Raw genomic sequence first — 23505 nt, forward strand, 5'->3', positions numbered from 1 at the left:
GTATTAGTTGTATCTTGCCTTGAAGATAACGAAAACCCAACGTCCCGTAACTATGAAAACAGCCCTTCGCCCCTGCCTGGTCCCCTGCTTGTTGTTACTGCTGGCCCCCGCGCTTTATGGCCAGACCCCCTCGGCTTCCGAAGTGTTGGGGCGCAGCATGGCCTACCACGACCCCCATGGGGTCTGGGGCAGCTATAAAGGCGAATTCGCCGTAGTGGCCCAGTATCCGGAGCGCAGCGAGCGCGTAAGCCGGATTTATATGGACCAGCCCGCCTCTGCCTTCGAAATCCACATGGAGCGGGACGGGGTGGAAAAAACCCTGGCCCTGACAGCAGGGGAATGCCGGCTCACCTATCAGGGGAAATCCGAATTTTCGGAGGAGGTGGCGGAAAAAGAGCGGCTAACCTGTGATCGTGCCCGGATGTGGCGGGATTACTACACCTACCTCTACGGCCTGCCAATGAAGCTCAAAGACCCGGGAACCCATCTGGACCCTGAGGTACAGCATAAAACCTTTAAGGGAAAGGCCTACCTGGCGCTTAAGGTCACCTACGATGCCGAAGTTGGCAAGGACACCTGGTACTTCTACCTGGACCCCGAAACCTATGCCATGGAGGTATATCAGTTTTTTCACGACGAGTCCAAAAACGACGGGGAATACATTCTTCTAGAGGGGGAAGTGACCCTTGGCGGGATGCGCCTGCCGGCTAAAAGGAGCTGGTACACCAATCAGGAAAACCGCTTCCTCGGGACGGACCTTCTGCGCCTTTAAACGAAAAAAGAAAGCCGACAGGCCGGGCGCGGGCCGGATTTTTGTACTTTGTACATATAAAGGGGAACACTTGTGGATACGGGAACGCTAAGCGAACTACTCCGGGCAGCGCAGCACCTGGATTTTGGCACCTTCTGGTTTTACCCCAACCTGGTTGTGGGGGAGGTCCGGGGAGGCATGCGTGTGAACGCCAATCACGCCCTGCACCTGATGACCATTGCCGCAGAATATTACCCCCCGGAAACCCCGGTTGTTTATCTGTCGGACCGCAAATATTCCTACTCTATTGATCCTACCCTGCACCTGGAAATCCAGGAATTCTTTCCGAACCTGATCGGGTACGGCGCAGTGGTCTACAACGACCTGAACGCCCGGGTAGCCCAACTGGAACAACGTTTCCTGCCCTGCCATACGGGGATTTTCAGGTCCATGGATGCTGCTACGGACTGGGCCAGGGACCTGCTACTGCGAAATGGGTCGGCAGGCAAAAAAAGTTAGCGGTAAAAATTCATCTCGTCCAGATACGTCCACACCCGTTCGGGCAGCAATGGCCGTATATTCTTGCCTGCTTTGTGTTCCCTTCGGATAAAGGTAGAGGAGATTTCCATGATGGGGGCATCTACCCTATGGATGCGGGGGTGCTCCTGAAACGCATCCGGTACCTCGGCTTCCGATATGCGGGGGTATACATACAGATGATGGTGCTCCAGAATGCTCTCGTAGCCCTTCCATTTGTGAAAATGCTTCAGGTTGTCTTCGCCCATAATCAGGGCAAACTCCCGGGAATCTCCATATTCCTCATACAAATGGGTTAGGGTGGCGATGGTATAATTGGGTTGGGGCAGGCCAAACTCAATGTCGCTGGCCCGGAGTTTGGGATAGGGAGACACGGCCTCGTATACCATCTGATACCGGTGGTGGTTATCCAGCAGGCTTTCCTTGGCCTTAAAGGGGCTTTTTGGGGTCACCACCATCCAAACCTCTTCCAGGTCCGAGAATTCCACCATATGGTTGGCAATGACCAGGTGCCCGATATGAATCGGGTTGAACGTCCCAAAAAACAGGCCGGTGCGTTTCATGCCAAAGGGTTAGGACTGTTCTGCTTCGGGCGCCGAAGGGGATACGTCTGCGTCCGACACATAAGCGGCCACCAGGTCGTAGGCTTCCTGCAGGGCCGTATCCAGGTCGTAGTTTTTGATGATCCGGTCAAACTGAGGGGCGGTGGCCAACTCTACCGAAGCCTTGGCAATGCGCATGTTGATTTTATCCTCGCTTTCCGTGCTGCGCTTTTTCAGCCTGATCTTAAGCTCGTCCACACTGGGGGGCTTCACGAACACGGCAAGGGTTTGCTCCGGAAATTTACGCTTGATGCGCAACCCGCCCGCCACGTCAATGTCGAAGATCACGTTCTTGCCCTCGGCCCAAAGACGCTCTACCTCGGTTTTCAGCGTGCCGTAAAAATTGTCCCGGTACACCTCTTCCCACTCCAGGAAATCCTCGTTTTTGATGTGTTGTTTAAACTCGGAGATAGTCATGAAGTAATAGTGTTCCCCGTGCTTCTCCCGGGGGCGGCGCGGGCGCGAAGTGGCCGAAACCGAAAAGGCCAGGTTTAGTTCGGGTTTCCCCAGCAGGTGCCGGACAATGGTAGTTTTCCCGCTGCCCGAAGGTGCCGAAAATACGATGAGTTTCCCTCCTGCCATGCTCAGAGTACGTTTAGGATTTGTTCCTTGATTTTTTCCAGGTCGTCCTTCATCTGCACCACTACCCGCTGCATATCCGCATCGTTGGCCTTGGAGCCCATGGTATTGATCTCACGCCCCATTTCCTGGCTGATAAACCCGAGTTTCTTACCATTGGATTCCGGCGCCTCCAGGGACTGCCGGAAGTGATCCAGGTGCTTGGTCAGGCGGACCTTTTCTTCGGTAATATCGTATTTCTCGAGGTAGTAGATGAGCTCCTGTTCAAAGCGGTTGGCATCTACCTGCTCCCGCAGGTCGGCTACGGCTTTCTCCAGGCGCTGGCGCACAGCGGCCAGGCGCTGCTGGTCCAGACGCTCTACCTCCTCCAGGGCCCGGGTGATCGCCCCCAGCCGTAGGTTAAATTCCTCCAGCAGGGACCTTCCCTCTTCTTCCCGGAAAGCCTGCAGGTGCTGCAGGGCCTCTTCCAGGGCCGCATCCACCGCCCGGAATTCCTCCGGGTCCAGCTCTTCCCGTTCGGTTTTGAGGGCCTCCGGCAGGCGCAGGGCCATTTCAAGAAGCTTTACTTCCTCTCCCGGCGCAATCCCGCGTAACTGTTCCATATACTTCCGGACCACTGCCTCATTGACTTCCGCAGTACTCTGGTCTCCGGTGAGCTCCACATACAGGCTGAAATCTACCTTCCCGCGCTGCAATACCCGGGAGATATGGTTGCGGAATTCCAGCTCCCGTTCCCGATAGGTTTGCGGGACCCGCGCATTGATGTCCAGGTTCTTGCTGTTAAGGGATTTTACCTCTACCGTAATTTTCTTTCCGGGCAGCTGTACCACATGCTTCCCGTATCCGGTCATGGATTGGATCATACCTGTTGGGATGGTTTGGTCAAAGGTACTAAAATTTAAGACGGGCCTCCCCTGAAAAGGGAAGGCCCGCCGGTGGTTTTGAGGAGATCTAATCCCGGATTACAATTCCCGGATCCAGATGTTCCGATAGCTTACCCGGCTATTGTCTCCGTGGTCCTGCAGGCGCAACGGCCCCTTGCCATGCGGGGGGTTTTTGGGCCATCCGATATATGGGGTGGTGCCCTTAATCTCCACATGGTCCTGTACCAGTACCCCGTTGTGGATCACGGTCATGGTCCCGGATTTGATCTTCTCCCCGGCCTCGTTAAACTCCGGCATGTGGTAGATGATGTCGTACGTATTCCAATCCCCCGTAGGCACTGAAGCCTTGGCCAGAGGAATGTGCTGCTTGTACAGGGAAGCCACCTGCCCGTTTACATAGGTGGGGTTGTCGTTGTTGTCCAGCACCTGTACCTCATAAAGGTCGTTCAGGAAAATCCCGCTGTTGGCCCGGCTCTGGTTTTCGCCCTGCACCTCGGCAGGGGAACGCCATTCGATGTGCAGCTGCACGTCCCCGAAATTCTGCCTGGTCTGGATGTCACCGGTCTTGTCGTTTACGGTCATACTGCCGTCTTCGTTCAGGTGCCAGGTCACTGCGCTGCTGTCGCGGGTCATGATCCACTGGTCAAACCCACTCCCGTCAAACAGCACAATGGCATCCGAAGGGGCGCCATTCTGGCCAAAGGGATCCACCGTGGGCGGCACAGGCTCGTAAAGCTCGGTCTGGGCCGGTTCAGTGGGCTCTTCCCCCTGGTATTCCTCATGGATGATCGCCTGGGGGGTGTCGGGAGGTGTCGGGGCATCCGGCATTTCCGCTGTCTGGGGCTTACAGGAAGCCAGGACCAGCAGCCCGCACAAAGTCAAAAGTCTCAAAATCATATTAAAGGGGTTTTATCTTAATATTCCTGAAGGCCACAGGGTCTCCGTGGTCCTGTACCCCAAGCTTGCCGCTGGGGTATTTGCCAAAGCCTTCCCAGCCGGCAAATTTGGAGCCGGCCACCATGGTGTCCCAGGCTTGATTGCCCAGGGGGAATTCCACGATCCGCGTCCCGTTCAGGTCTACCGAACCCTGCTGGTTGGCGTAATCCACCGTAATCACCATCAGGTTCCATTCCCCAACCGGACGGGTCACATCCGCAGCCGGGGCCACCATGTCGTACAGGGCACCCGCCTGGTGGGTGGTACCGGCTTTGGCATCCGGGTGGCGCTGGTTATCCAGCACCTGGATTTCAGGGCCGGTCAGGTAAGGCTGGCCAAACTGCTCGCCTTCCTCTACCCCCCAAAAGACACCGCTGTTGCCGCCTTCGCCTATGCGCCATTCCAGGGAGAGGACAAAGTTGGTATAGGTACCTTCGGTAACCAGGTTGTAGTTGGCCCCCTGCGGGCGTTCTTCCGGCGGGGTAAACACCATGGCACCGTCTTCAATACTCCAGGTTTCGGGCACGCCCTCCTGGTTATAGCCTTTCCAACCCTCAAAAGAGGTACCGTCAAACAGGCTGATCCATTCCCCCGCTTCAGAAGCCTGGGCTTCCGCCATGGCGGGGGTTTCTTCGGCCGCCCCTTCTTTGGGTGCCTGCCTGCAGGCCGATTGCAGGCTAAGCACGGCTGCGATACACAGCCCGATCCCTTGGCGCGCTCTCATGAGTCCTGCCCCAGGATTTTGCGCAGCATCTTCTCGTCGATGGCCCCTCCGGCAAAATCGTCGAAGGTTTTCTCGGTGGCCTCGATAATGTGGTCCTGGATAAAGGCGGCCCCTTCCCGGGCGCCCTGCTCCGGGCTCTTAATGCAGCATTCCCATTCCAGCACCGCCCAGACGTCGCATCCGTACTGGGTCAGTTTGGAGAAAATGGTGCCGAAGTCAATCTGCCCGTCCCCCGGGGAACGGTAGCGGCCGGCGCGGTCGCCCCAGTCGTTATAGCCGCCAAAGGCACCTTTTTTACCGGTGGGGTTAAACTCGGAGTCCTTCACGTGGAAGGCCTTGATAAATTCATGGTAATGATCGATGTACTCAATATAATCCAGCTGCTGCAGCACAAAGTGGCTGGGATCGTACAGGATGTTTACCCGCGGGTGGTTGCCGGTGGCAGCCAGGAATCGCTCAAAGGTGTCTCCATCGTGCAGGTCTTCCCCTGGATGGATTTCGTAGCAAACGTCCACGCCCTCTTTGTCAAAATGGTCCAGGATGGGTTTCCAGCGCTTGGCCAGTTCCGAAAAACCCAATTCCACAAGCCCGGGCGGGCGTTGCGGCCAGGGGTGGAAGGTATGCCAGAGCAGGGCCCCGGAAAAGGTAGCGTGGGCGTTCAGCCCCAGGCGCCGGCTGGCCGTGGCCGCCTTTTTCATTACATCCACAGCCCATTCGGTACGGGCCTTGGGGTTGTTTTTATAGGCATCGGGGGCAAAATTGTCGAACATCAGGTCATAGGCCGGATGCACAGCCACCAGTTGGCCCTGCAGGTGGGTGGAAAGCTCGGTGATTTCCAGCCCGTAGGATTGGATTTTACCTTTGAGTTCATCGCAGTAATCCTGGCTTTCGGCCGCCTTGTCCAGGTCGATCAGGAAGGATTCCCAGGTGGGAATCTGTATCCCTTTATACCCCAGGTCCGCAGCCCACTGGCACATGCCGTCCAGGCTGTTGAATGGCGCTTTGTTGTCTACAAACTGGGCCAGGAAAATAGCAGGCCCTTTAATTGTCTTCATTGGGTTAGATTTTAGCGTTTTGGTTCATTGTCGGGCTGTCTGGCAGGCGGGAATCGAAAGCGGCAGTCGGGCGGGAATTCCCTAAGACCGATTGCCGAAAATGCCCTATATTTAGATTCGATGATCACAATGGGCGCCTACTCCTGTGCAGCGCTTATAAATATAGGAATTACCCAAGAATTAACCTTTTCGAAATGGACCCCAATTCAGAACAATACGACGCCATTGTAGTGGGTTCCGGCATAAGCGGGGGGTGGGCTGCCAAGGAACTCTGCGAGGCCGGGCTCAAAACCCTGGTGCTGGAACGGGGCCGCATGGTCAAACACCTGGAAGACTACCCCACGGCCAATCAGGACGACTGGGACCTGCCCAACAGGAACCAACTGAGCCGCAAACAGCGGGCCGAATACCACAAGCAGCTGCGGGTGGGGTGGGCGCCCAGGCCGGATGTAGCGCACTTTTTTGTGAACGACCTGGAACACCCCTACCAGGAAACCAAACGCTTCGACTGGATACGCGGGTATCAGGTTGGGGGCCGTTCCCTGACCTGGGGCAGGCAAAGTTACCGCTGGAGCGACCTCGATTTTGAGGCCAACCTCAAGGAAGGCATTGGTGTGGACTGGCCGGTACGCTATGCGGACATTGCCCCCTGGTACGACAAAGTAGAACAATATATTGGCGTTAGCGGGGAAGCCCTGGGGCTGCCCCATCTGCCGGACGGGAAATTCCAGCCGCCCATGGACCTGAACTGCGTGGAGCGCGAATTCCAGGGTGCCCTGAAAGGCGCTTTCCCGGATGGCCGCCTGGTAACTATTGGCCGGGCTGCGCACATTACGGACCCGGAGTCCAGCCACCCCGGGCGCACCGCCTGTCAGTTCCGGGACCGATGCTGGCGCGGCTGCCCCTTTGGCGGGTATTTCAGCAGCAACTCCTGCACCCTGCCAGCGGCCGAACGTACGGGCAACCTCACCCTCCGGCCGGATTCCATTGTTCACGAAGTACTGTACGACCAGGCCAGCGGCCTGGCTACCGGAGTGCGTGTGATTGACCGTGTGACCCAAGAAAAACTGGTTTTCAAAGCCAATATCGTCTTCCTATGCGCCTCGTCCATGGCTTCCGTAGGCATCCTGTTGCAATCCAAAAACGAGCGCTTCCCGGATGGGATCGGCAACAACCACGACCAGGTGGGCCGCAACATCATGGACCACCACTACCAGCTGGGCGCCACGGCCAAGGTAGACGGGCATAAGGATTCCTACTATAAGGGCCGGCGGCCCAACGGCTTCTATATTCCGCGCTTTGTAAACCTGGGCAAAGGGGCCGCGCAAAAAGAATACCTCAGGGGCTTTGGTTACCAGGGTTCCGCCAGCCGCGAAGACTGGAGTGCCGCTGTGGCCGAAATGGGCTATGGGGCAGACCTGAAAGCAGCCCTGATGGAACCCGGAGACTGGACTATTGGCGCCACCGGTTTCGGGGAGATGCTGCCCTACCACGACAACCGGGTAACGCTAAGCCAAACCGAAAAGGATTCCTGGGGCCTGCCCCAACTGGATTTCGATGTGGAATTCAAAGAAAACGAATACCGGATGCGGGAAGACATCCTCCGCCAGATCGTAAGCATGTTTGAAGCCGCGGGCTATCGGGACATCCGCACCTATGAGCGGGAAACCGGACCGGGCCTGGGCATCCACGAAATGGGCGGCGCCCGTATGGGCAAAGACCCGAAGACTTCGGTGGTAAACCGCTTTAACCAGGTGCACGATGTACCCAACCTCTATATTACCGACGGGGCTTTTATGAGTTCCGCCAGTTGTGTGAACCCCTCCCTTACCTATATGGCCTTTACGGCCCGTGCGGCAAACCACGCCGCCGAACAATATAAGGCAGGGGCATTCAGTTAATAGCTTATAGGCATGCTATGAAAAATAAATCTGCAAAACGGCTTTGGGGGGACTTCCTGGACCACCACCTGGAATACGCCTTTGCATCCGAACCCCGGGTGGAACACTTTGGCGACACTCCCGAAATTGCAAACACCTGCCTGGATCTGGTGATGAAAGGCCGCAAGCGCGCCACAACCCCATCCCTGCTGGGGTTGCAGTGCCGCAAGGAACCCCTGCCCAAAATCGGGGACTTTACTATCCTGACCAATTGGGAAGGGGAGGCCAAATGCATTGTGCGCACAGTTGGGGTACGCCTGAAACCCTTTTTCAGCATCCACGCTTCTTACGCCAAGCTGGAAGGGGAAGGCGACGGCTCCCTGGACTATTGGAAAAAAACGCATTGGGACTACTACACCCGGGAACTGGAACCCTTTGGAAGGGTGCCCCGCGAAAGTATGATCGTAGTCTGTGAGATTTTCGACAAGGTGTACTAACCCAAGGATTTGTAACCGCAGCGGCTGGCCATTGTACGCGGTTTAACGCCAGGTTACGCAAGGGGGCTACCCCCCCCACCCCTGTTTCAAGGTAATACCCCACCCTGCAAGTGCCCATCAGCCGGAATAAAATCTAACGGCCACCCCATGGGGTTTTTCACTCCCGGCACGAACAGGACAGCGAATGCCTCTCCCATTCTTAAATGCACAATTCTTCAAATAAAAAAACCCGGCCAATAGCCGGGTTTTCTCATTCCTTTTTATGGGATTAATCCAGATCTACCCAAACGTTGCCCCCTTTGTGGGAGGCTACGGTAGCCTCGATGAAATTAAGGCCGCGGACCCCGTCCTCCATGGTCGGAAATTCCCCGTCGTTGTAGGTCTCCCCACGGATGGCCCGTGCGGCGCCCCGGTAGATGTTCCCCATGGCGTCAAAGATCCCTTCCGGGTGCCCGGCGGGGAGTTTGCTGCCATCCAGGGAAAGCACTGAGTTATACGCGTGGCCCGGTTTGTACACCTGTACCGGCTCGGTATCGCTAAGCACATAGAGGAAATTCGGGCGTTCCTGCTCCCAGCGGAAGCCGGCCTTTTCCCCATAAATGGTAATAGCCAGCCCGTTTTCTTCCCCAGTAGCCACCTGGCTGGAACGGAGCACGCCTTTCACGTGCTCGCCCAGGCGCAACAGGCAGGTGCCATCCACATCCATCACGTTGTCCTCGTACAGGTAGTTAAAGTCGCATAGCAGCGACTTTACCTTGAGGCCCGTGGTGAATTCAATCATGTTGAAGGCGTGTACACCGATGTCTCCCATACAGGAACTGATCCCCGCTTTCTTGGGGTCCAGACGCCATACGGTACTGCGCTTAGCCTTGTCGTGGATAATGGGGTTAATCCAACCCTGATAATAGCGCGCGTCCACCTTGTGGATCTTGCCCAGGAATCCCGCCTTGATCATCTCGCGCATCTGGCGCACCATGGGATAGCCCGTATACGTATGCGTCACGGCAAAGACCTTTCCGGACTTCTTGTGGAGGTCCTGCAGGATTTTGGCCTCTTCATACGTGGTGGTCATCGGCTTCTCGCAAATCACATTAAAGCCGTTTTCCAGTAAGGCTTTGGCCATCGGGAAATGCAGGAAGTTCGGGGTTTGGATCGAACAGACCTGCATCCGCTCGGATTCCGGCAGCTTCATCTCCTCGGCAATGAGGGTGTCCAGGTCCGGGTAAATCCGGTTGGTGGCAATGCCGAGTTCCCGGGCAAAGGCCAGGCTGGCCTCAAGGTCCGGGTTAAATACGGCCCCGACGATCTCGTAACAGTCATACATGTGGGCGGCTACCCGGTGCAGCACACCAATAAGGGAGTCGCCTCCTCCTCCTAATATTCCTAATCTGATTTTTTGCGGCATGGATCTTGGATTCTGATTTTTATGTGATTAATCGTGTTTGATTCGTTTTTCTTCCAGTTTGTTGCGCATGGCAAAGAGGATCCCGAAAAGGACTATCAGGATTACCGGCAGCCACATGATATTCCCCAGGGTAGCCTGCCCGGCCACCAGGTCTGCAGCCTGCTCATCCACCCCGGATTCCAGGGCAGCCGTCCTCTCGGCATCCAGGGTATTGCCGATCAGCGGCAGGGAAACCCCCGTGATCAGCATCCCGAATCCGCCGATAATGGACATCCCCAGGGCACCGGTTTTATGCCTGTACTCGCTTATAAAGCCCACCATGGTTGGCCAGAAATACATGACCCCCAGGGAGAACAGGATGGCCGCAACGTATACCATGCCTCCGGTAGCCTGAGACAACAGGAAGAGGGCCAGGGTGGCAACCACGGATGAAATCAGCAATACCCCGATGGGGTTCAGTTTGTGGATGATGGGGCCGGCAAAATAGCGCCCTACCGCCATCAGGCCGGTCACAATGGCCAGGATGATCAGGGGCGGTGCGCCAGCGGCGCCCAGCAGGCGCTCAATAAACTGCCCTGTACCCAGTTCTGTGGTAGCCGTCAGGCCCATACAGATCAGCATAAACAGGAACAGGGGGGTGAACATGGATTTGATATTCATGCTCAGGTCGGATTCGATATTTTCGGCCTTGGGGAATTTCTGCCCCAGGATCAGGTAGCCGTAAATCAGGGTCGGGATGATCATAATGGCGATCTGCAACTGCCAGGACCAGCTCAGGCTGCCCATCAGCTGCCCCAGCAGGGCCCCGATCACGATCCCCCCGGGGAACCACACGTGAAACTTGTTGAGCATGGTGGTTCGATTGGTGGTATACATATCGGCAATAAGCGGGTTACAGGCCGCCTCTACCGCCCCGTTGGCAAGGCCTACAAAGAAGGTAGACACCAACAGGGGTACAAAACTCTTGGCCACAATGGTCAGGACCAGCCCCAGTAGGTGGCAGACAAAGGCCACCCAGAGGATGGGTTTGGGACCGACTTTGGGATAAATAAGCCCGCCGATAATCATGGCTACCGGAAACCCGTAGAAGGCCATGGAGTTCATCCAGCCCAACTGGGTGTCGTTAAAGCCGAAATCGACGATGAGCTCTTCCATGATGCCCGCCCTCAGGGCAAAGGTCATGGCCGTTACGATGAGCGCAACGCAGCTGGCCAGGAATAGCCGGTTTTTGTTGATGTCTTTCATAGTGGATGTTTGTTTAGTTGAAGGGTTTAAGATATAAAATTATGGATGATAGTTCACTTTCTCATTGCGGAAGAAGAGGATAAACAGCAGCAGCACCAGATAGGCAAACCCCGCCGGATACAGCCATATGGTGTCCCATAGATGGCCGCCCTCTTCCAAGTAGTGGTCTACGATAACCCCGGATACCCGGTAGCCGATGAGCATCCCCACCCCGTAGGTGGCCAGGGTAATCAGGCCCTGGGCGGAACTCCGGATTTTTTCACCGGCCTTCACATCGGTATAGATCTGCCCGGACACAAAAAAGAAGTCGTAACAGATGCCGTGCAGGATAATCCCCCCAAAGAGCATCCAGGCGCCCGAACCGGCATCGCCCATGGCAAACAGGGTGTAGCGCAGGCCCCAGGCCAGCATGCCCGCAATCAGGGTCCATTTCAGCCCAAAACGGTTCAGAAATACCGGCAACAGGAGCATAAAGAGGACTTCCGAGATCTGGCCAATGGCCATGTTTCCGGCTGCGTTGGCCATTCCCACTTCATTGAGGAAGGGGTTGGCAAAGCTGTAATAAAATGCCAGCGGGATACAGATTAGTACACTGGAAAGCAGGAAGACCAGGTAATTCCGGGCCTTGAGCAACCGCAGGGCATCCAACCCCACAATGCGGGCCAGGGTAACTTTTTCACCCTTGGCGCCAGGAGGCGTTTCGGGCAGCGTAAATGAAAACAATCCCAGAACCAGGGAGCTTCCTGCCCCCAGGATAAATGTGTATTGCAGTAATTCCCGTCCTTCCCACTGCAGCACATAGCCTATGAGCATCCCGGCCGCAATCCAGCCTACCGTACCCCACACCCGTACCCGGGCAAACTGGGCAGAAGGGTCGTGCATCTGATGGAAGGCCACGCTGTTGGCCAGGGCCAGGGTGGGCATATACAGCACCATATAGGCCAGCAGTAAGGGATAAAAGGCAACGAAATCCTCAGCCACCCCAATGCGGTAGAGCAAATACGCCCCGGCCAGATGGATCAGGCCCAGGAGTTTCTGTGCCTGGAAATACCGGTCTGCGATCAGGCCTACAATAAAGGGAGCAAGGATGGCCCCCCAGGCCTGGGTCATGTAGGCGGTACCGATCTCACCCCCGCCGGAACCCAGGGCGCGCCCCATATAGGTCCCCATGGTTACAAACCAGCTGCCCCAAACAAAGAATTCGAGGAACATCATCAGGGAAAGCTGGATGGTGATTCGGCGTTTCATCTTATTCGGCCCGCTTGTAGTGGATGTAGTCCAGCACCGGGGGCTGTATCCCTGCCCCGCGCAGAAGAGCCAGGATCTGGGCCCTGTGATGGGTGCCGTGGTTGATCATATGAAAAAGGATATCCTGCAGGCTGTTGGAAAATTGCCTGCCCTCTGAATTCTCATAGGAAATGCGCCGGTCAAAATGTGTAGCCTGGGTAAGGATCTCAAAGGAATTGCGTTGGTTTTCATAGTGCAGATCCGCCCAGCCGGCCGGGTCCTGTTCAAACCAGGCATCGTACCGCGGGGGCTCTTCTGCAATGCGCGCATTCCAGATGTGGTGGGCATTGAGCACATGGGAAAACAGGGAAGTAAAACCCTCCGGAACCGCCCCGGCCCCGGAGTGCACTTCCATGAGTTGCTTGTTGGCGTAAAAATTGTAGTCAAACAACTGTTGAAAAAAGGCTTTCATCCCCCATGGATTGCATTAGGTCATGGCAGCGGCCGCTTTCAGCAAGAGGTCTCGCGTGGCAATGATCCCGGCTTCCTCGCCCAGGGTATTGCCCTCGTATTCCACGCCGACAAACCCTGTGTACCCCGCATCCTTTACGATTTGCATCATACGCACATAGTCAATCTGGGCCTCGTTCCCTTCGGCGTCAAAATCGTGGGATTTTGCGCTCACGGCCTTGGCATAGGGCATAAGTTCGGTTACGCCCTGGTAGATGTCGTACATCTCTGCACATCCGGAGCCATAATCGGCCGGGTCATTCCTGCGGATGCAGAAGTTGCCGAAATCCGGGAGGGTCCCGCAATTGTCCATCCCCACCTGGGCCATAACCGATGCCAGCATCTGGGCATTGGAAGACAACCCGCCGTGGTTTTCGACCAGGATGTTAATGTTTTTGTCCGCCGCGTAGGTGGCCAGACGGGTTAGCCCGTCCACAGAATTGGGTACCCAGGCCTCAGGGTCATTGCTTCCGGCCAGGTTTACACGGATGGAATGGCACCCCATGGCTGCGGCGGCATCCACCCATTTATGGTGGTTCGCGACAGCGGCTATGCGAGCTGCCTCATCGGAAGTGGCCAGGTCTCCCTGCCCGTCAATCATAATCAGCAGGTTGGTCATGCCGTGCTTTTCGGCCTCTGCATTGCACTTATCCACAAACTCCTGCATGGCCTCCGGGCTGTAACCGGCAGGTTCCAGGGTTCCCCGGTACAACTGGCTTACGTACTCCAGGCCCTCGAAGCCCCAGGCCTTGGCCTTTTCGGCAAAGGAATAGGGGTCCGCACCTTCGTTAAAGATCATGCGGTGGATGGACCACTGGGCCAGGGACAGTTTGAAAAAGGGCGCAGCGGCCATTGTGGCAGCGGCTTCTTCCGCTTCCGGAGAAGCGGTTTTGGTCTTGTCTTTACAGGCGGCCATGCCCAGGAGGGAAAACGCCGCTCCGGCTCGGGCACTTTGGTGGATAAAGGTTCTTCTTTTCACGGTTAGGTGTTGGTTTTACATTTATTTCGGCTAAACCCACGAATTTGACCCGGGAAATCCCGGGCGCGATAAGGGCTTAGCTTTCATTGCATTATCCTCGGAAAACCCAGCAAAACAGTGCGAATCCAGAGGGTTAGGGATCGTTTAAATGTAGAAAATTAATTTAATATTTAATACTTTTAAAAACTAAACAATTTATGGATGAGCAAGTTCTATTACAATGAACCGCAGGAAACCTACGACGCTATTGTGGTGGGAAGCGGGATCAGTGGAGGCTGGGCGGCCAAGGAGCTCTGTGAGGCAGGGCTGAAAACACTGGTGCTGGAGCGCGGTCGGATGGTAAAACACCGGGAAGACTACCCCACGGCCAATATGGACGACTGGGATTTTCCACACAACGGCCAACTCCCCAGGGAGGAAGCCGCTAAACAATTCAAACAGGCACGTACGGGATATACGGTACGTGCCCAGCACAATTTCTGGTTTGTAAATGACCTGGAACACCCCTACAACGAAACCAAGCGTTTTGACTGGATGCGCGGGTACCACGTGGGCGGGCGTTCCATTATGTGGGGCCGCCACAGCTATCGCTGGAGCGACCTGGACTTTGAGGCCAACCAAAAGGACGGCATTGCCGTAGACTGGCCGGTGCGCTATACGGATATTGCCCCCTGGTACGACAAGGTGGAAGCCTACATCGGGGTAAGCGGGGAAGCCCTGGGGCTGCCCCAGCTCCCGGACGGGATCTTTGAGCCCATGATGGACCTGAACTGTGTGGAACAGCATGTCCGGGAGCAGCTCATGGAACAGTACGGCGGGCAGCGCGTCATGACGGCCGGCCGTGTGGCGCATATCAACAGCGACAAGGAATTCGACGGCCGTATCCGCTGCCAGTTCCGCAACCGCTGCATCCGGGGCTGCCCGTTCGGGGGCTACTTCAGCAGTGTATCTTCTACCCTGCCGGCTGCCGAACGCACCGGTAACCTGACCCTGAGGCCGGACAGCATTGTACACGAGGTCATCTACGACCCGGACACCCAGAAAGCCACGGGCGTCAAGGTCATTGACCAGATTACCAACGAGAGCTATGAATTCAAGGCCAAGGTGATTTTCCTCTGCGCCTCGGCCATCGCCTCCACTGCTATCCTGATGCAGTCCAAATCCGACCGGTTCCCGAACGGGATGGGCAACGATTCGGACCAGCTGGGGCGCAACATTATGGACCACCACCTGAATGTGGGGGCTTCCGGGAAATTCGATGGCTTCGAAGACAAATACTACAAGGGCCGTAAACCCAATGGCATTTATCTGCCCCGCTTCCGGAACCTGGGCGGCGACACCAATACAGACAGCTTTATCCGGGGCTACGGCTACCAGGGCGGTGCCAGCCGCGGAAACTGGGACGAGGTCATTTCCGAGCTCTCCCATGGCAAAGACCTGAAAGATGCCATCCTCAAACCCGGGGGATGGACCTTCGGGATGGGTGGCTTCGGGGAAATGCTGCCCTACGAGGACAACCGCATGACCCTGGATTACGAGAACACCGACCAGTGGGGCCTGCCCACGGTAACCTTTGATGCGGAGTACAAGGAAAACGAACTCAATATGCGCAAGGACATGATGGAACAGGCCGCCGAAATGCTGGAAAAGGCCGGGTTGCGGGAAGTAACCCCCTTTGACGGCAACAGCGCCCCTGGCCTGGGCATCCACGAGATGGGTACCGCCCGTATGGGACGGGATCCCAAAACCTCGGTGCTGAACGGGTACAACCAGGTACACGCCGTGAAAAACGTCTACGTAACCGACGGGGCGTTTATGACCTCGGCCTCCTGTGTGAACCCCTCCCTTACCTATATGGCCTTTACGGCCCGTGCGGCAAGCCACGCCGTGGAAGAACTCAAAAAAGGAAATATCTGATGGAGCGTAGAAAAGCATTAAAACATATGGGATGGGCCATGGGCATTACCGTGGCCACCCCCACGGCCTTGAGCCTGTTGCAAAGTTGCCAGCAAAATGCCGACACGGCCTGGATTCCGGTCTTCTTCACTGAAGCCCAGGGCGGTGCCCTCATCCAGCTGGTAGACCTGATCATCCCCAAAACGGATACGCCTTCGGCCTCGGAGGTACAGGTACATAGCTTTATTGACAGTTATATGAAAGAGGTTCCGGAAAAACCGGAGCAGGACCTGATGACCATGGCCTTTACGGCCTTTTTGAACAAAGCCCTGAAGGACTCCGGCAAAACGGAAATCTCCGACCTTGCGGCGGAAGACCTGGAACCCGTACTCGCCCAGTCCCTGGCCCAGCGTTCCGAAGAAGAGGAGGCTGCTGCCATGGAATCTTTGGGCGCCTACATGCAGGCCGTACAGGAAGGGCAACCCGCCATCCTGGACGAGGCCGTTGCCCGGAGCATGTTTGCGGGTAACCTGCGCAGCACAGTGATCTGGGCCTATAAGACCTCGGAATTCGTCGGGGAGCAGGTACTTACCTATCTGCCGGTTCCCGGGGAATACATCGGGTGCGGAGACCTGGACCAGCTTACCGGCGGCAAGGCCTGGTCCATCTAAAACCTTCGTCTTGAAACGCAGATCGTTTATCGGAAAAACCGGGATGGCCGCCGCCTTTATGGCGGCCGGCCCGGCTTCCCGTGCGCATGGTTCCGGCCGGCCGGTCAGTGCTGATTCCTTTTCCATGAAATTTGCCCCCCACCTGGGGATGTTCCGCCACCACGCCGGGGAAGACCCTATAGACCAGCTGCATTTTATGGCCGACCAGGGCTTCCGGGCTTTTGAGGACAACGGGATGCGGGAGCGCCCGGTGGAACTGCAGGAAAAAATGGCCCGGGTCATGGCCGAAAGGGGGCTGGAAATGGGGGTTTTTGTAGCCCATACCATTTCCTGGAATACCCCGAACCTGGCTTCCGGCGACCCCGGGGCGCGAGCGGTTTTTCTGGAAGAAATCCGGGCCTCCATAGAGGTGGCCAAACGGGTAAATGCCAAATGGATGACAGTGGTCCCCGGGCACCAGGACCTCCGTCAACAACTGGGGAGGCAAACCGCTCATGTGACCGAATCTCTGAAACAGGCTTCGGCCCTTTTGGAACCCCATGGATTGGTCATGGTACTGGAGCCCTTGAATTTCAGGGACCACCCGGGGCTGTTCCTTTCCCGTTCGGACCAGGCCTATGCCCTGTGTAAGGGTGTGGGGTCCCCCTCCTGTAAAATTCTTTTCGACATCTATCACCAACAGATTACCGAAGGTAACCTGATCCCCAACATCGGGGCTTTCTGGGACGAGATTGCCTACTTCCAGATCGGAGACAACCCGGGCCGCAAAGAACCCACCACCGGTGAAATCCATTATCAGAATGTTTTTCGCTTTATTTCCGACAAAGGCTTCAACGGTATCCTTGGGATGGAACACGGCAATTCCACAGCGGGTAAAGCCGGGGAGCAGGCCGTGATCGACGCCTATCGGAGCGTTGCGCCCTAAACATGCCCCCAGGGCCTCAGGGAGCGTTTTTAAGCCCGTTTTGACCCCTTCGTGATCCATAGGCCTGTTTTATACCGTATATCGGTTAAACAGCGCCTATTATGGAACTCCATATGCTTATCCTTTTGGGCTACCTGACCGTGCTGGTCCTCGGAAGGTTGGCTGCCAGCCACTATCTGGAAAAATAAGCCCGCACCTGGCAGGGGAGCCCCGGCGCACTCCTCCGCGATTTCAAAAAAACACCCGGGCATCCGCTGTGGCGGATGCCCGGGTGTTTGCTTTCCCGGCTGTAGTTCCGATCAGGAACCGCACATCAGGCAGTCGTCGTCTGGCTTGCCCGAAGCGGCTTTGGCCTGGGCAATAAGCGCCTTCATCTCTTCCGGACTCATGGGCTCTACATTCACGTCCTGGGACTGGACCGGGGTGGTTTCCACCGGCAGGTTCTGGGCCTGGCTAGCAGCGTCTACCGCATCGGCGCTGACTGCTTCCACGGCCACGGGCACCTCTTTCTTCTTGGAGTTGTCCAGGGTGAATTTGATGGCATCTACCGCTGCCTTGGTGCGCAGGTAATACATACCGGTCTTCAGGCCGCTTTTCCAGGCGTAGAAATGCATGGAGGTAAGCTTGGCGAAGTTGGCATTCTCCATAAAGAGGTTCAAAGACTGACTCTGGTCGATAAAGTACCCGCGGTGGCGGCTCATGTCGATGATGTCCTTCATACTCAGCTCCCACACCGTGCGGTACAGTTCCTTGATGTCCTCGGGGATGGCGTCGATGTGCTGGATGGAACCGTTGGCCCGCATCAGCTCCTGCTTCATCTCCTCGTTCCAGAGACCCAGACGCACCAGGTCTTCCAACAGGTGTTTGTTTACTACGATAAATTCCCCGGAGAGTACCCGGCGGGTATAGATGTTGGAGGTATAAGGCTCAAAACATTCGTTGTTGCCCAGGATCTGGGAAGTGGAAGCCGTGGGCATGGGGGCCACCAGAAGGCTGTTGCGCACCCCGTGCTTTTTAACGCTTTTGCGGAGCTTCTCCCAATCCCAGCGGCCGGATAATTCTTCGTCCTTGATCCCCCAGAGGTTATGCTGGAACTGCCCTTCCGAGATGGGGCTCCCCTTGTAGGTGGAGTATGCCCCTTCTTCCCTGGCCATTTCCATGGAAGCCGTTACGGCCGCAAAGTACAGCGTCTCAAAAATTTCCTGGTTCAGTTTCTTGGCCTCGTCCGAGGTAAACGGCAGGCGCATCATAATAAAGGTATCCGCCAGCCCCTGTACCCCGAGCCCGATCGGGCGGTGGCGCATGTTGGAGTTCTCGGCCTCCTTCACCGGGTAGTAATTCCGGTCGATTACCCGGTTCAGGTTGCGGGTTACCCGCTTGGTTACCTTGAAGAGTTCCTTATGGTCGAAGGCCCCGTTTTTGACAAACATCGGCAGGGCAATGGAAGCCAGGTTACACACCGCAATCTCGTCTTCAGAGGTGTATTCCAGGATCTCGGTACACAGGTTGGAAGAGCGGATTGTCCCCAGATTCTTCTGGTTGCTCTTGCGGTTGGCTGCATCCTTGTACAGCATGTAAGGCGTTCCCGTCTCAATCTGGGATTCCAGTATTTTCTCCCAGAGCTCCCGGGCCTTGATGGTTTTGCGTCCCTTGCCTTCCTCCTCGTATTTCAGGTAGAGGGCTTCAAATTCCTCGCTGTGGGTGTTAAACAGGTTGGGGCACTCGTTGGGGCACATCAGGGTCCAGGTCTGGTCTGCCTCCACCCGCTTCATAAACAGGTCCGGGATCCACATGGCGTAGAACAGGTCCCGGGCCCGCATTTCTTCCTTCCCGTGGTTTTTCTTCAACTCCAGGAAATCGAAGATGTCGGCGTGCCAGGGTTCCAGGTAAATGGCAAAGCTACCTTTGCGCTTACCCCCGCCCTGGTCTACATACCGGGCCGTGTCGTTAAATACGCGAAGCATGGGCACCAGGCCGTTGGAGGTCCCGTTGGTTCCCGCAATGTAAGAACCGGTAGCCCGTATGTTATGCACGGAAAGGCCGATCCCCCCGGCGGACTGGGAAATTTTTGCGGTCTGCTTCAGGGTGTCGTAGATACCGTCAATGCTGTCGTCCCGCATGGCCAGCAAAAAGCAGGAAGACATCTGCGGCTTGGGCGTACCGGAGTTAAACAGCGTGGGGGTGGCATGGGTAAAATACTTTTTGGACATCAGCTCGTAGGTCTCCTGTACGGCGTCCAGGTCCTCCAGGTGGATCCCCACGGCAACCCGCATAAGCATATGTTGCGGGCGCTCGGCGATGTTTCCGTTGATTTTGAGCAGGTAGGAGCGCTCCAGGGTTTTAAACCCGAAATAGTCATACCCGAAATCCCGGTTATAGATGATCATGGAATCCAGCTGTTCCCCGTGCTGTTCCACGACTTTCCAGACCTCATCGGAAAGCAGGGGTGCTTTCTTGCCGGTACGCGGGTTCACATACTCGTACAGGTCCTGCATGGTTTCGGAAAAAGACTTTTTGGTGTTTTTGTGCAGGTTGGAAACCGAGATGCGCGCCGCCAGTTTGGCGTAATCCGGGTGGGTGGTGGTCATGGTGGCGGCAATTTCGGCCGCCAGGTTGTCCAGTTCGGAAGTGGTTACCCCGTCATACAGGCCTTCAATGACCCGCATGGCCACTTTCACGGGATCCACCAGACCGTTAAGCCCGTAACATAATTTGCGTACACGGGCCGTGATCTTGTCGAACATAACCGGCTCCTTTCTCCCGTCTCTTTTTACTACGTACATCTTTTTCCTTTTATTGAGTTATACCTTGGTTGCTTGGTCCCGTCGGGATGCCGGGCGGGGGGTTCCCGGCAATTCCGTTCGGATTGTTTTTAGAAGTCGGCGTCGAAGCTGATTTTCTCGGATCCTGAATCTGATTCCTGCTTGAGCACCCCTGCCTTCTGGTACTCGGAAACCCGCTTCTCGAAGAAGTTGGTTTTTCCCTGCAGGTTGATCATATCCATAAAATCGAAGGGGTTGGTGGAATTGTACACCTTCTCACACCCCAGTTCCACCAGCAGGCGGTCCGTCACGAATTCCAGGTACTGGGTCATCAGTTTGGAATTCATCCCGATCAGGCTCACGGGCAGGGACTCGGTGATGAATTCCCGCTCGATGTCCAGGGCGTTGGTCAGGATGTGGGTGATGCGTTCCTTGGGCACCTTATTCACCAGGTGGTTGTTATGCAGGTGCACGGCAAAGTCACAGTGCATGCCCTCGTCCCGGGAGATCAGCTCATTGGAAAAGGTGAGGCCGGGCATCAGGCCGCGCTTTTTCAGCCAGAAGATGGAACAGAAGGCCCCGGAAAAGAAGATGCCTTCTACTGCAGCAAAGGCGATAAGGCGGTCCGCAAAGCTGGGAGACTCCACCCATTTCAGGGCCCAGTCCGCTTTTTTCTTGATGGCCGGGAAATTTTCGATGGCCTTGAAGAGGATGTTCTTTTCCTTTTCGTCCTTCACATAGGTGTCGATCAGCAGGGAATACGTCTCGGAGTGGATGTTCTCCATCATGATCTGGAAGCCGTAGAAGAACTTCGCCTCAGTGTACTGTACTTCGCTCACGAAGTTTTCCGCCAGGTTTTCGTTAACGATCCCATCCGAAGCGGCAAAGAAGGCCAGGATGTGCTTGATAAAATACTGCTCGTCTGCGCTCAGCTTGTTGTTCCAGTCCGCAAGGTCCTGCTGAAGGTCAATTTCCTCGGCCGTCCAAAAACAAGCTTCCTGTTTCTTGTACCATTGCCAGATATCGTGGTGTTGGATGGGAAAAATGACAAAGCGATCCTCGTTTTCCTTCAATATAGGTTCTTCAGCTACGGACATAGTTATAGGTGATTTTGTATTAAAAAAATGTGAAATTTTCCTTGTGATAGGGACTAACAAAGATTGAAAAAGTCCTTCAATATCTAAAGGCACTTCCGCCCCGCAAGGGTCAAAGTTTTTAACACAAACTGTTGAAATCTAAGCTCGCAGGCCACGGGGCGGAGGCTGGGCCTGCTCAAAAAAAATCGGGCTTTAACACAATTCGGAAAAGTGGAAAAAAATAAACCGGACAGTATGCCAAAAGCTACTGCCCGGTTTAATTCGGGAGGTCAATCCCGGTTAACAACTATCAAACCGTACGGCTCCGCGGCGTGTCAAAATTGGAATGTCATCCGGATGTCAATCTAGGTAGTTCCCCCGAAACCTAAAATCGAACCATTACCCTTGCCCATATGGGCACGGTAGTGCCGGATGACTTAACGCCCAACGCAGCTGCTATTTACATAACAAGCTTATGGAGCCGTACTTGCGTTTGACAGTATTTCAATGATCGGCCCCGGCCTAATGGCTGGAGCTCCGGTTCAGGGGCCGGGCGTGGAACGGACCTCTCAGTTCCATGCTGTGCCCCCCATTATCGGTAAGCCTCAGGTCTACTATTCCGCTTACTTCCTGAGTACTCGCATATTGTATGGAAATGCTCCCCGACTCCGTAAAGTACAGGGAACTGCCTTCCTCCAGGGTATCGGCATACCCGAAGACCGATTCGTATCGGTTCAGGAAACCCTTGTCGGTATCCGGTACCTCATATTGGTCCGCCGCGATGGTTTGCAGGTCGGAACTGATAGGGATCATCAGGCCAAACCCGGCGCCTGCGGCGTCCCTGGCGTTGATGAAATGCAGTTTAAATACCGAAGACCCTTTGATCCCGTTTACCTGGGGGGCCACTTCAAAATACACCTGCCCTTCCAGCACCTGTTGCTCCTGACCCATCCAGGAAGTTATGGCATAGGTGCCCTTCTCCGGAAGCGCCTGGGTGCCCGTGCGCTGCGGAACCGTATGGGAAATGGAAACGGCCAGCAGGAAGACCACTGAAACCAGCACGCCCAAACGCAATTTCCAGGTGGCCTTACTCATGGATTTTGTTTTGGGTCTCCAGTTGTGTTTGTGCAGTGCTGCGGTCCGGGGCCATGTAGGCTGTTTTATCCAGTTTCGCCATACCCGTGTATTCCTCCTGCCCCAATCCGGTGCGTTCCGGCTGGGTAAAGGCATTGCTGACTAACGCAAGGGTCAGGGCCAGCAGCACTCCCAGGAAGTAAAAGAGACAGCGTTTCATGGGTTTCCTGTTTTATCAGGTCGGTAGCGAAGCTAGGAAAGGGAGGGCCTGTGCCAAATCCAAATTGTATAATCGGCCACAAATCCTGTATAATTGGCACTAGCTACAGGAAGAATCGGAAATTCTATTTTAATTATCTGTTTTTCAGCGTTTTAAATCTCTTTCACTCGTGATTCTTACCCGCGTATCACAGGCCGGCACACCCGTTTAGCCCCACAACTACCCTATTCCCAACCATCCATAAGAGATTTACAGCGGTTTGTACAACTTCCGGGCAGGGGCCGGAAGCACACCCGTATTTTTACGTACATTAGAATCCCTAAGTCCTTGCCATGTTAGAGGCCGTACTAGTAGACGACGAAGAAAAAGCCCTGCAGAGCCTGCAATGGGAACTCACCCATTTTTCGAATGAGATCTCCGTGGTAGCTTCCTTTACCGATCCGTTTGAGGCTCTGGGATACCTGGACAAACACCAGCCGGACTGCTTGTTCCTGGATATTGAAATGCCTACCATGGACGGGTTCCAGTTCATCCAGAAAATGCAGAATCCGGAGGTTGCTGTGGTTATTACCACGGCATACAACCAATACGCCATCAAGGCCCTGAAAAATGAGGCCATCGATTATTTACTGAAACCCATCGATTCGGACGACCTGAACGAAACGATTGCCAAAATCCGCAAGCACCTGGCCCGCCAACTCTCTTCAGAACGCCTGGAAAAGCTACTGATCAACCGCAACAAAACGAACTCCCACCGGAAGATCACCCTCAACACTGACGGGCGGCTGATGTTCCTGGACAACGAAGACATCCTCTTTGCGGAGTCCGACGGGAATTACAGTACCGTACACCTGGCCGACGGGCAAAAGATCCTCCTCACCAAAAAATTGAAAGAAGTAGGCGAGCTCCTGCCTGCCGACACCTTTTTCAGGATCCATAATTCGTATATTATCAACCTGAACAAAATCAAGGAATTCCTGAAGACGGACGGGTATGTGATCCTGAAATCCAACCACAAAATCCCGGTTTCCCGCCAGAAAAAGTCCGATTTTCTGGATTTGATGTAAGTT

At 55.4% G+C, this 23505-nt stretch carries 23 protein-coding genes; 8 read left to right on the forward strand and 15 right to left on the reverse strand.

Annotation, left to right across the window (positions count from 1 at the left end; genetic code table 11):
- Positions 1-52: 52 nt before the first annotated feature.
- Positions 53-772, forward strand: coding sequence for a DUF6503 family protein (locus OZ410_RS03240; protein ID WP_277706477.1), 720 nt, complete (start codon positions 53-55; stop codon positions 770-772).
- Positions 773-844: 72 nt separating this feature from the next.
- A complete protein-coding gene (locus tag OZ410_RS03245) occupies positions 845-1270 on the forward strand; it encodes a hypothetical protein (RefSeq protein ID WP_277706478.1) in 426 nt (141 codons plus the stop codon).
- Here the strand turns inward: OZ410_RS03245 and nadD are convergent.
- The 6 genes from nadD to OZ410_RS03275 all read right to left on the reverse strand — a co-directional run bounded on the left by nadD (position 1267) and on the right by OZ410_RS03275 (position 6068).
- Complete coding sequence (gene nadD, locus OZ410_RS03250) at positions 1267-1851, reverse strand: nicotinate (nicotinamide) nucleotide adenylyltransferase (protein WP_277706479.1); 585 nt, start codon at positions 1849-1851, stop codon at positions 1267-1269. The genes OZ410_RS03245 and nadD overlap by 4 nt on opposite strands.
- A 9-nt stretch (positions 1852-1860) precedes the next feature.
- Positions 1861-2472 carry a guanylate kinase gene (gene gmk, locus OZ410_RS03255; RefSeq protein ID WP_277706480.1) on the reverse strand — a complete coding sequence of 204 codons (612 nt, stop codon included), beginning with the start codon at positions 2470-2472 and terminating at the stop codon, positions 1861-1863.
- Positions 2473-2474: 2 nt separating this feature from the next.
- On the reverse strand, positions 2475-3332 hold the full coding sequence (locus OZ410_RS03260) for a YicC/YloC family endoribonuclease (protein ID WP_277706481.1): 858 nt from the start codon (positions 3330-3332) through the stop codon (positions 2475-2477).
- A gap of 99 nt (positions 3333-3431) precedes the next feature.
- The gene (locus OZ410_RS03265) at positions 3432-4250 is read right to left on the reverse strand and encodes a 3-keto-disaccharide hydrolase (protein ID WP_277706482.1); all 819 of its coding nucleotides are present in this window, start codon (positions 4248-4250) and stop codon (positions 3432-3434) included.
- Between the two features lies 1 nt (position 4251).
- Positions 4252-5013 (reverse strand): 3-keto-disaccharide hydrolase, encoded by a 762-nt coding sequence (locus tag OZ410_RS03270; RefSeq protein WP_277706483.1) that lies wholly within the window; start codon positions 5011-5013, stop codon positions 4252-4254.
- Positions 5010-6068 (reverse strand): sugar phosphate isomerase/epimerase family protein, encoded by a 1059-nt coding sequence (locus OZ410_RS03275; protein WP_277706484.1) that lies wholly within the window; start codon positions 6066-6068, stop codon positions 5010-5012. The genes OZ410_RS03270 and OZ410_RS03275 overlap by 4 nt, the downstream gene beginning before the upstream one ends.
- A gap of 194 nt (positions 6069-6262) precedes the next feature.
- Here OZ410_RS03275 and OZ410_RS03280 point away from each other — a divergent pair, with 194 nt between their 5' ends.
- Together OZ410_RS03280 and OZ410_RS03285 are read left to right on the forward strand one after the other, a co-directional pair.
- Positions 6263-7969 (forward strand): GMC oxidoreductase, encoded by a 1707-nt coding sequence (locus OZ410_RS03280; RefSeq protein WP_277706485.1) that lies wholly within the window; start codon positions 6263-6265, stop codon positions 7967-7969.
- Between the two features lie 17 nt (positions 7970-7986).
- On the forward strand, positions 7987-8445 hold the full coding sequence (locus tag OZ410_RS03285) for an ASCH domain-containing protein (protein ID WP_277706486.1): 459 nt from the start codon (positions 7987-7989) through the stop codon (positions 8443-8445).
- 268 nt (positions 8446-8713) lie between these two features.
- On the opposite strand, the gene OZ410_RS03290 is transcribed toward OZ410_RS03285, so the two are convergent.
- The 5 genes from OZ410_RS03290 to OZ410_RS03310 are packed head-to-tail and all read right to left on the reverse strand — an operon-like array spanning position 8714 to position 13811.
- Positions 8714-9850 carry a Gfo/Idh/MocA family protein gene (locus OZ410_RS03290; RefSeq protein WP_277706487.1) on the reverse strand — a complete coding sequence of 379 codons (1137 nt, stop codon included), beginning with the start codon at positions 9848-9850 and terminating at the stop codon, positions 8714-8716.
- 27 nt (positions 9851-9877) lie between these two features.
- Positions 9878-11095 carry an MFS transporter gene (locus tag OZ410_RS03295; protein ID WP_277706488.1) on the reverse strand — a complete coding sequence of 406 codons (1218 nt, stop codon included), beginning with the start codon at positions 11093-11095 and terminating at the stop codon, positions 9878-9880.
- Between the two features lie 39 nt (positions 11096-11134).
- The gene (locus OZ410_RS03300; RefSeq protein ID WP_277706489.1) at positions 11135-12343 is read right to left on the reverse strand and encodes a nucleoside permease; all 1209 of its coding nucleotides are present in this window, start codon (positions 12341-12343) and stop codon (positions 11135-11137) included.
- Position 12344: 1 nt separating this feature from the next.
- A complete protein-coding gene (locus tag OZ410_RS03305; protein WP_277706490.1) occupies positions 12345-12794 on the reverse strand; it encodes a DinB family protein in 450 nt (149 codons plus the stop codon).
- A 15-nt stretch (positions 12795-12809) separates the two neighbouring features.
- Positions 12810-13811 (reverse strand): sugar phosphate isomerase/epimerase family protein, encoded by a 1002-nt coding sequence (locus OZ410_RS03310; protein ID WP_277706491.1) that lies wholly within the window; start codon positions 13809-13811, stop codon positions 12810-12812.
- A gap of 201 nt (positions 13812-14012) precedes the next feature.
- On the opposite strand from OZ410_RS03310, the gene OZ410_RS03315 reads away from it, so the two are divergent.
- The 3 genes from OZ410_RS03315 to OZ410_RS03325 are packed head-to-tail and all read left to right on the forward strand — an operon-like array spanning position 14013 to position 17303.
- A complete protein-coding gene (locus tag OZ410_RS03315; protein WP_277706492.1) occupies positions 14013-15728 on the forward strand; it encodes a GMC oxidoreductase in 1716 nt (571 codons plus the stop codon).
- Positions 15728-16378, forward strand: coding sequence for a gluconate 2-dehydrogenase subunit 3 family protein (locus OZ410_RS03320; RefSeq protein ID WP_277706493.1), 651 nt, complete (start codon positions 15728-15730; stop codon positions 16376-16378). The genes OZ410_RS03315 and OZ410_RS03320 overlap by 1 nt, the downstream gene beginning before the upstream one ends.
- Before the next feature lie 10 nt (positions 16379-16388).
- Positions 16389-17303, forward strand: a complete 915-nt coding sequence (locus tag OZ410_RS03325) for a hydroxypyruvate isomerase family protein (RefSeq protein WP_277706494.1) — start codon at positions 16389-16391, stop codon at positions 17301-17303.
- A 299-nt stretch (positions 17304-17602) separates the two neighbouring features.
- Here the strand turns inward: OZ410_RS03325 and OZ410_RS03330 are convergent, their stop codons facing one another.
- The 4 genes from OZ410_RS03330 to OZ410_RS03345 form a co-directional block, all read right to left on the reverse strand.
- Positions 17603-20086, reverse strand: coding sequence for a ribonucleoside-diphosphate reductase subunit alpha (locus OZ410_RS03330; RefSeq protein WP_277706495.1), 2484 nt, complete (start codon positions 20084-20086; stop codon positions 17603-17605).
- Between the two features lie 89 nt (positions 20087-20175).
- Complete coding sequence (locus tag OZ410_RS03335) at positions 20176-21162, reverse strand: ribonucleotide-diphosphate reductase subunit beta (RefSeq protein ID WP_277706496.1); 987 nt, start codon at positions 21160-21162, stop codon at positions 20176-20178.
- Positions 21163-21663: 501 nt separating this feature from the next.
- A complete protein-coding gene (locus tag OZ410_RS03340; protein ID WP_277706497.1) occupies positions 21664-22236 on the reverse strand; it encodes a hypothetical protein in 573 nt (190 codons plus the stop codon).
- The gene (locus OZ410_RS03345; protein WP_277706498.1) at positions 22229-22435 is read right to left on the reverse strand and encodes a hypothetical protein; all 207 of its coding nucleotides are present in this window, start codon (positions 22433-22435) and stop codon (positions 22229-22231) included. Before OZ410_RS03345 ends, OZ410_RS03340 begins: the two co-directional genes overlap by 8 nt.
- Positions 22436-22767: 332 nt before the next feature.
- Here OZ410_RS03345 and OZ410_RS03350 point away from each other — a divergent pair, with 332 nt between their 5' ends.
- Positions 22768-23502, forward strand: coding sequence for a LytR/AlgR family response regulator transcription factor (locus tag OZ410_RS03350; RefSeq protein ID WP_277706499.1), 735 nt, complete (start codon positions 22768-22770; stop codon positions 23500-23502).
- Positions 23503-23505: the final 3 nt, after the last annotated feature.

The sequence above is a fragment of the Robiginitalea aestuariiviva genome (assembly GCF_029537735.1).
GTDB classification, from domain to species: domain Bacteria; phylum Bacteroidota; class Bacteroidia; order Flavobacteriales; family Flavobacteriaceae; genus Robiginitalea; species Robiginitalea aestuariiviva.

What these genes read in the sequence shown, in the direction of transcription:
- OZ410_RS03330 (WP_277706495.1), bottom strand. Translation starts at nt 20,086, where the DNA reads ATGTACGTAGTAAAAAGAGACGGGAGAAAGGAGCCGGTTATGTTCGAC.
- OZ410_RS03335 (WP_277706496.1), bottom strand. Translation starts at nt 21,162, where the DNA reads ATGTCCGTAGCTGAAGAACCTATATTGAAGGAAAACGAGGATCGCTTT.
- OZ410_RS03295 (WP_277706488.1), bottom strand. Translation starts at nt 11,095, where the DNA reads ATGAAAGACATCAACAAAAACCGGCTATTCCTGGCCAGCTGCGTTGCG.
- gmk (WP_277706480.1), bottom strand. Translation starts at nt 2,472, where the DNA reads ATGGCAGGAGGGAAACTCATCGTATTTTCGGCACCTTCGGGCAGCGGG.
- OZ410_RS03345 (WP_277706498.1), bottom strand. Translation starts at nt 22,435, where the DNA reads ATGAAACGCTGTCTCTTTTACTTCCTGGGAGTGCTGCTGGCCCTGACC.
- OZ410_RS03270 (WP_277706483.1), bottom strand. Translation starts at nt 5,013, where the DNA reads ATGAGAGCGCGCCAAGGGATCGGGCTGTGTATCGCAGCCGTGCTTAGC.
- OZ410_RS03240 (WP_277706477.1), top strand. Translation starts at nt 53, where the DNA reads ATGAAAACAGCCCTTCGCCCCTGCCTGGTCCCCTGCTTGTTGTTACTG.
- OZ410_RS03340 (WP_277706497.1), bottom strand. Translation starts at nt 22,236, where the DNA reads ATGAGTAAGGCCACCTGGAAATTGCGTTTGGGCGTGCTGGTTTCAGTG.
- OZ410_RS03350 (WP_277706499.1), top strand. Translation starts at nt 22,768, where the DNA reads ATGTTAGAGGCCGTACTAGTAGACGACGAAGAAAAAGCCCTGCAGAGC.
- OZ410_RS03300 (WP_277706489.1), bottom strand. Translation starts at nt 12,343, where the DNA reads ATGAAACGCCGAATCACCATCCAGCTTTCCCTGATGATGTTCCTCGAA.
- OZ410_RS03275 (WP_277706484.1), bottom strand. Translation starts at nt 6,068, where the DNA reads ATGAAGACAATTAAAGGGCCTGCTATTTTCCTGGCCCAGTTTGTAGAC.
- OZ410_RS03280 (WP_277706485.1), top strand. Translation starts at nt 6,263, where the DNA reads ATGGACCCCAATTCAGAACAATACGACGCCATTGTAGTGGGTTCCGGC.
- OZ410_RS03290 (WP_277706487.1), bottom strand. Translation starts at nt 9,850, where the DNA reads ATGCCGCAAAAAATCAGATTAGGAATATTAGGAGGAGGAGGCGACTCC.
- OZ410_RS03265 (WP_277706482.1), bottom strand. Translation starts at nt 4,250, where the DNA reads ATGATTTTGAGACTTTTGACTTTGTGCGGGCTGCTGGTCCTGGCTTCC.
- OZ410_RS03315 (WP_277706492.1), top strand. Translation starts at nt 14,013, where the DNA reads ATGAGCAAGTTCTATTACAATGAACCGCAGGAAACCTACGACGCTATT.
- OZ410_RS03320 (WP_277706493.1), top strand. Translation starts at nt 15,728, where the DNA reads ATGGAGCGTAGAAAAGCATTAAAACATATGGGATGGGCCATGGGCATT.
- OZ410_RS03305 (WP_277706490.1), bottom strand. Translation starts at nt 12,794, where the DNA reads ATGAAAGCCTTTTTTCAACAGTTGTTTGACTACAATTTTTACGCCAAC.
- OZ410_RS03285 (WP_277706486.1), top strand. Translation starts at nt 7,987, where the DNA reads ATGAAAAATAAATCTGCAAAACGGCTTTGGGGGGACTTCCTGGACCAC.
- OZ410_RS03260 (WP_277706481.1), bottom strand. Translation starts at nt 3,332, where the DNA reads ATGATCCAATCCATGACCGGATACGGGAAGCATGTGGTACAGCTGCCC.
- nadD (WP_277706479.1), bottom strand. Translation starts at nt 1,851, where the DNA reads ATGAAACGCACCGGCCTGTTTTTTGGGACGTTCAACCCGATTCATATC.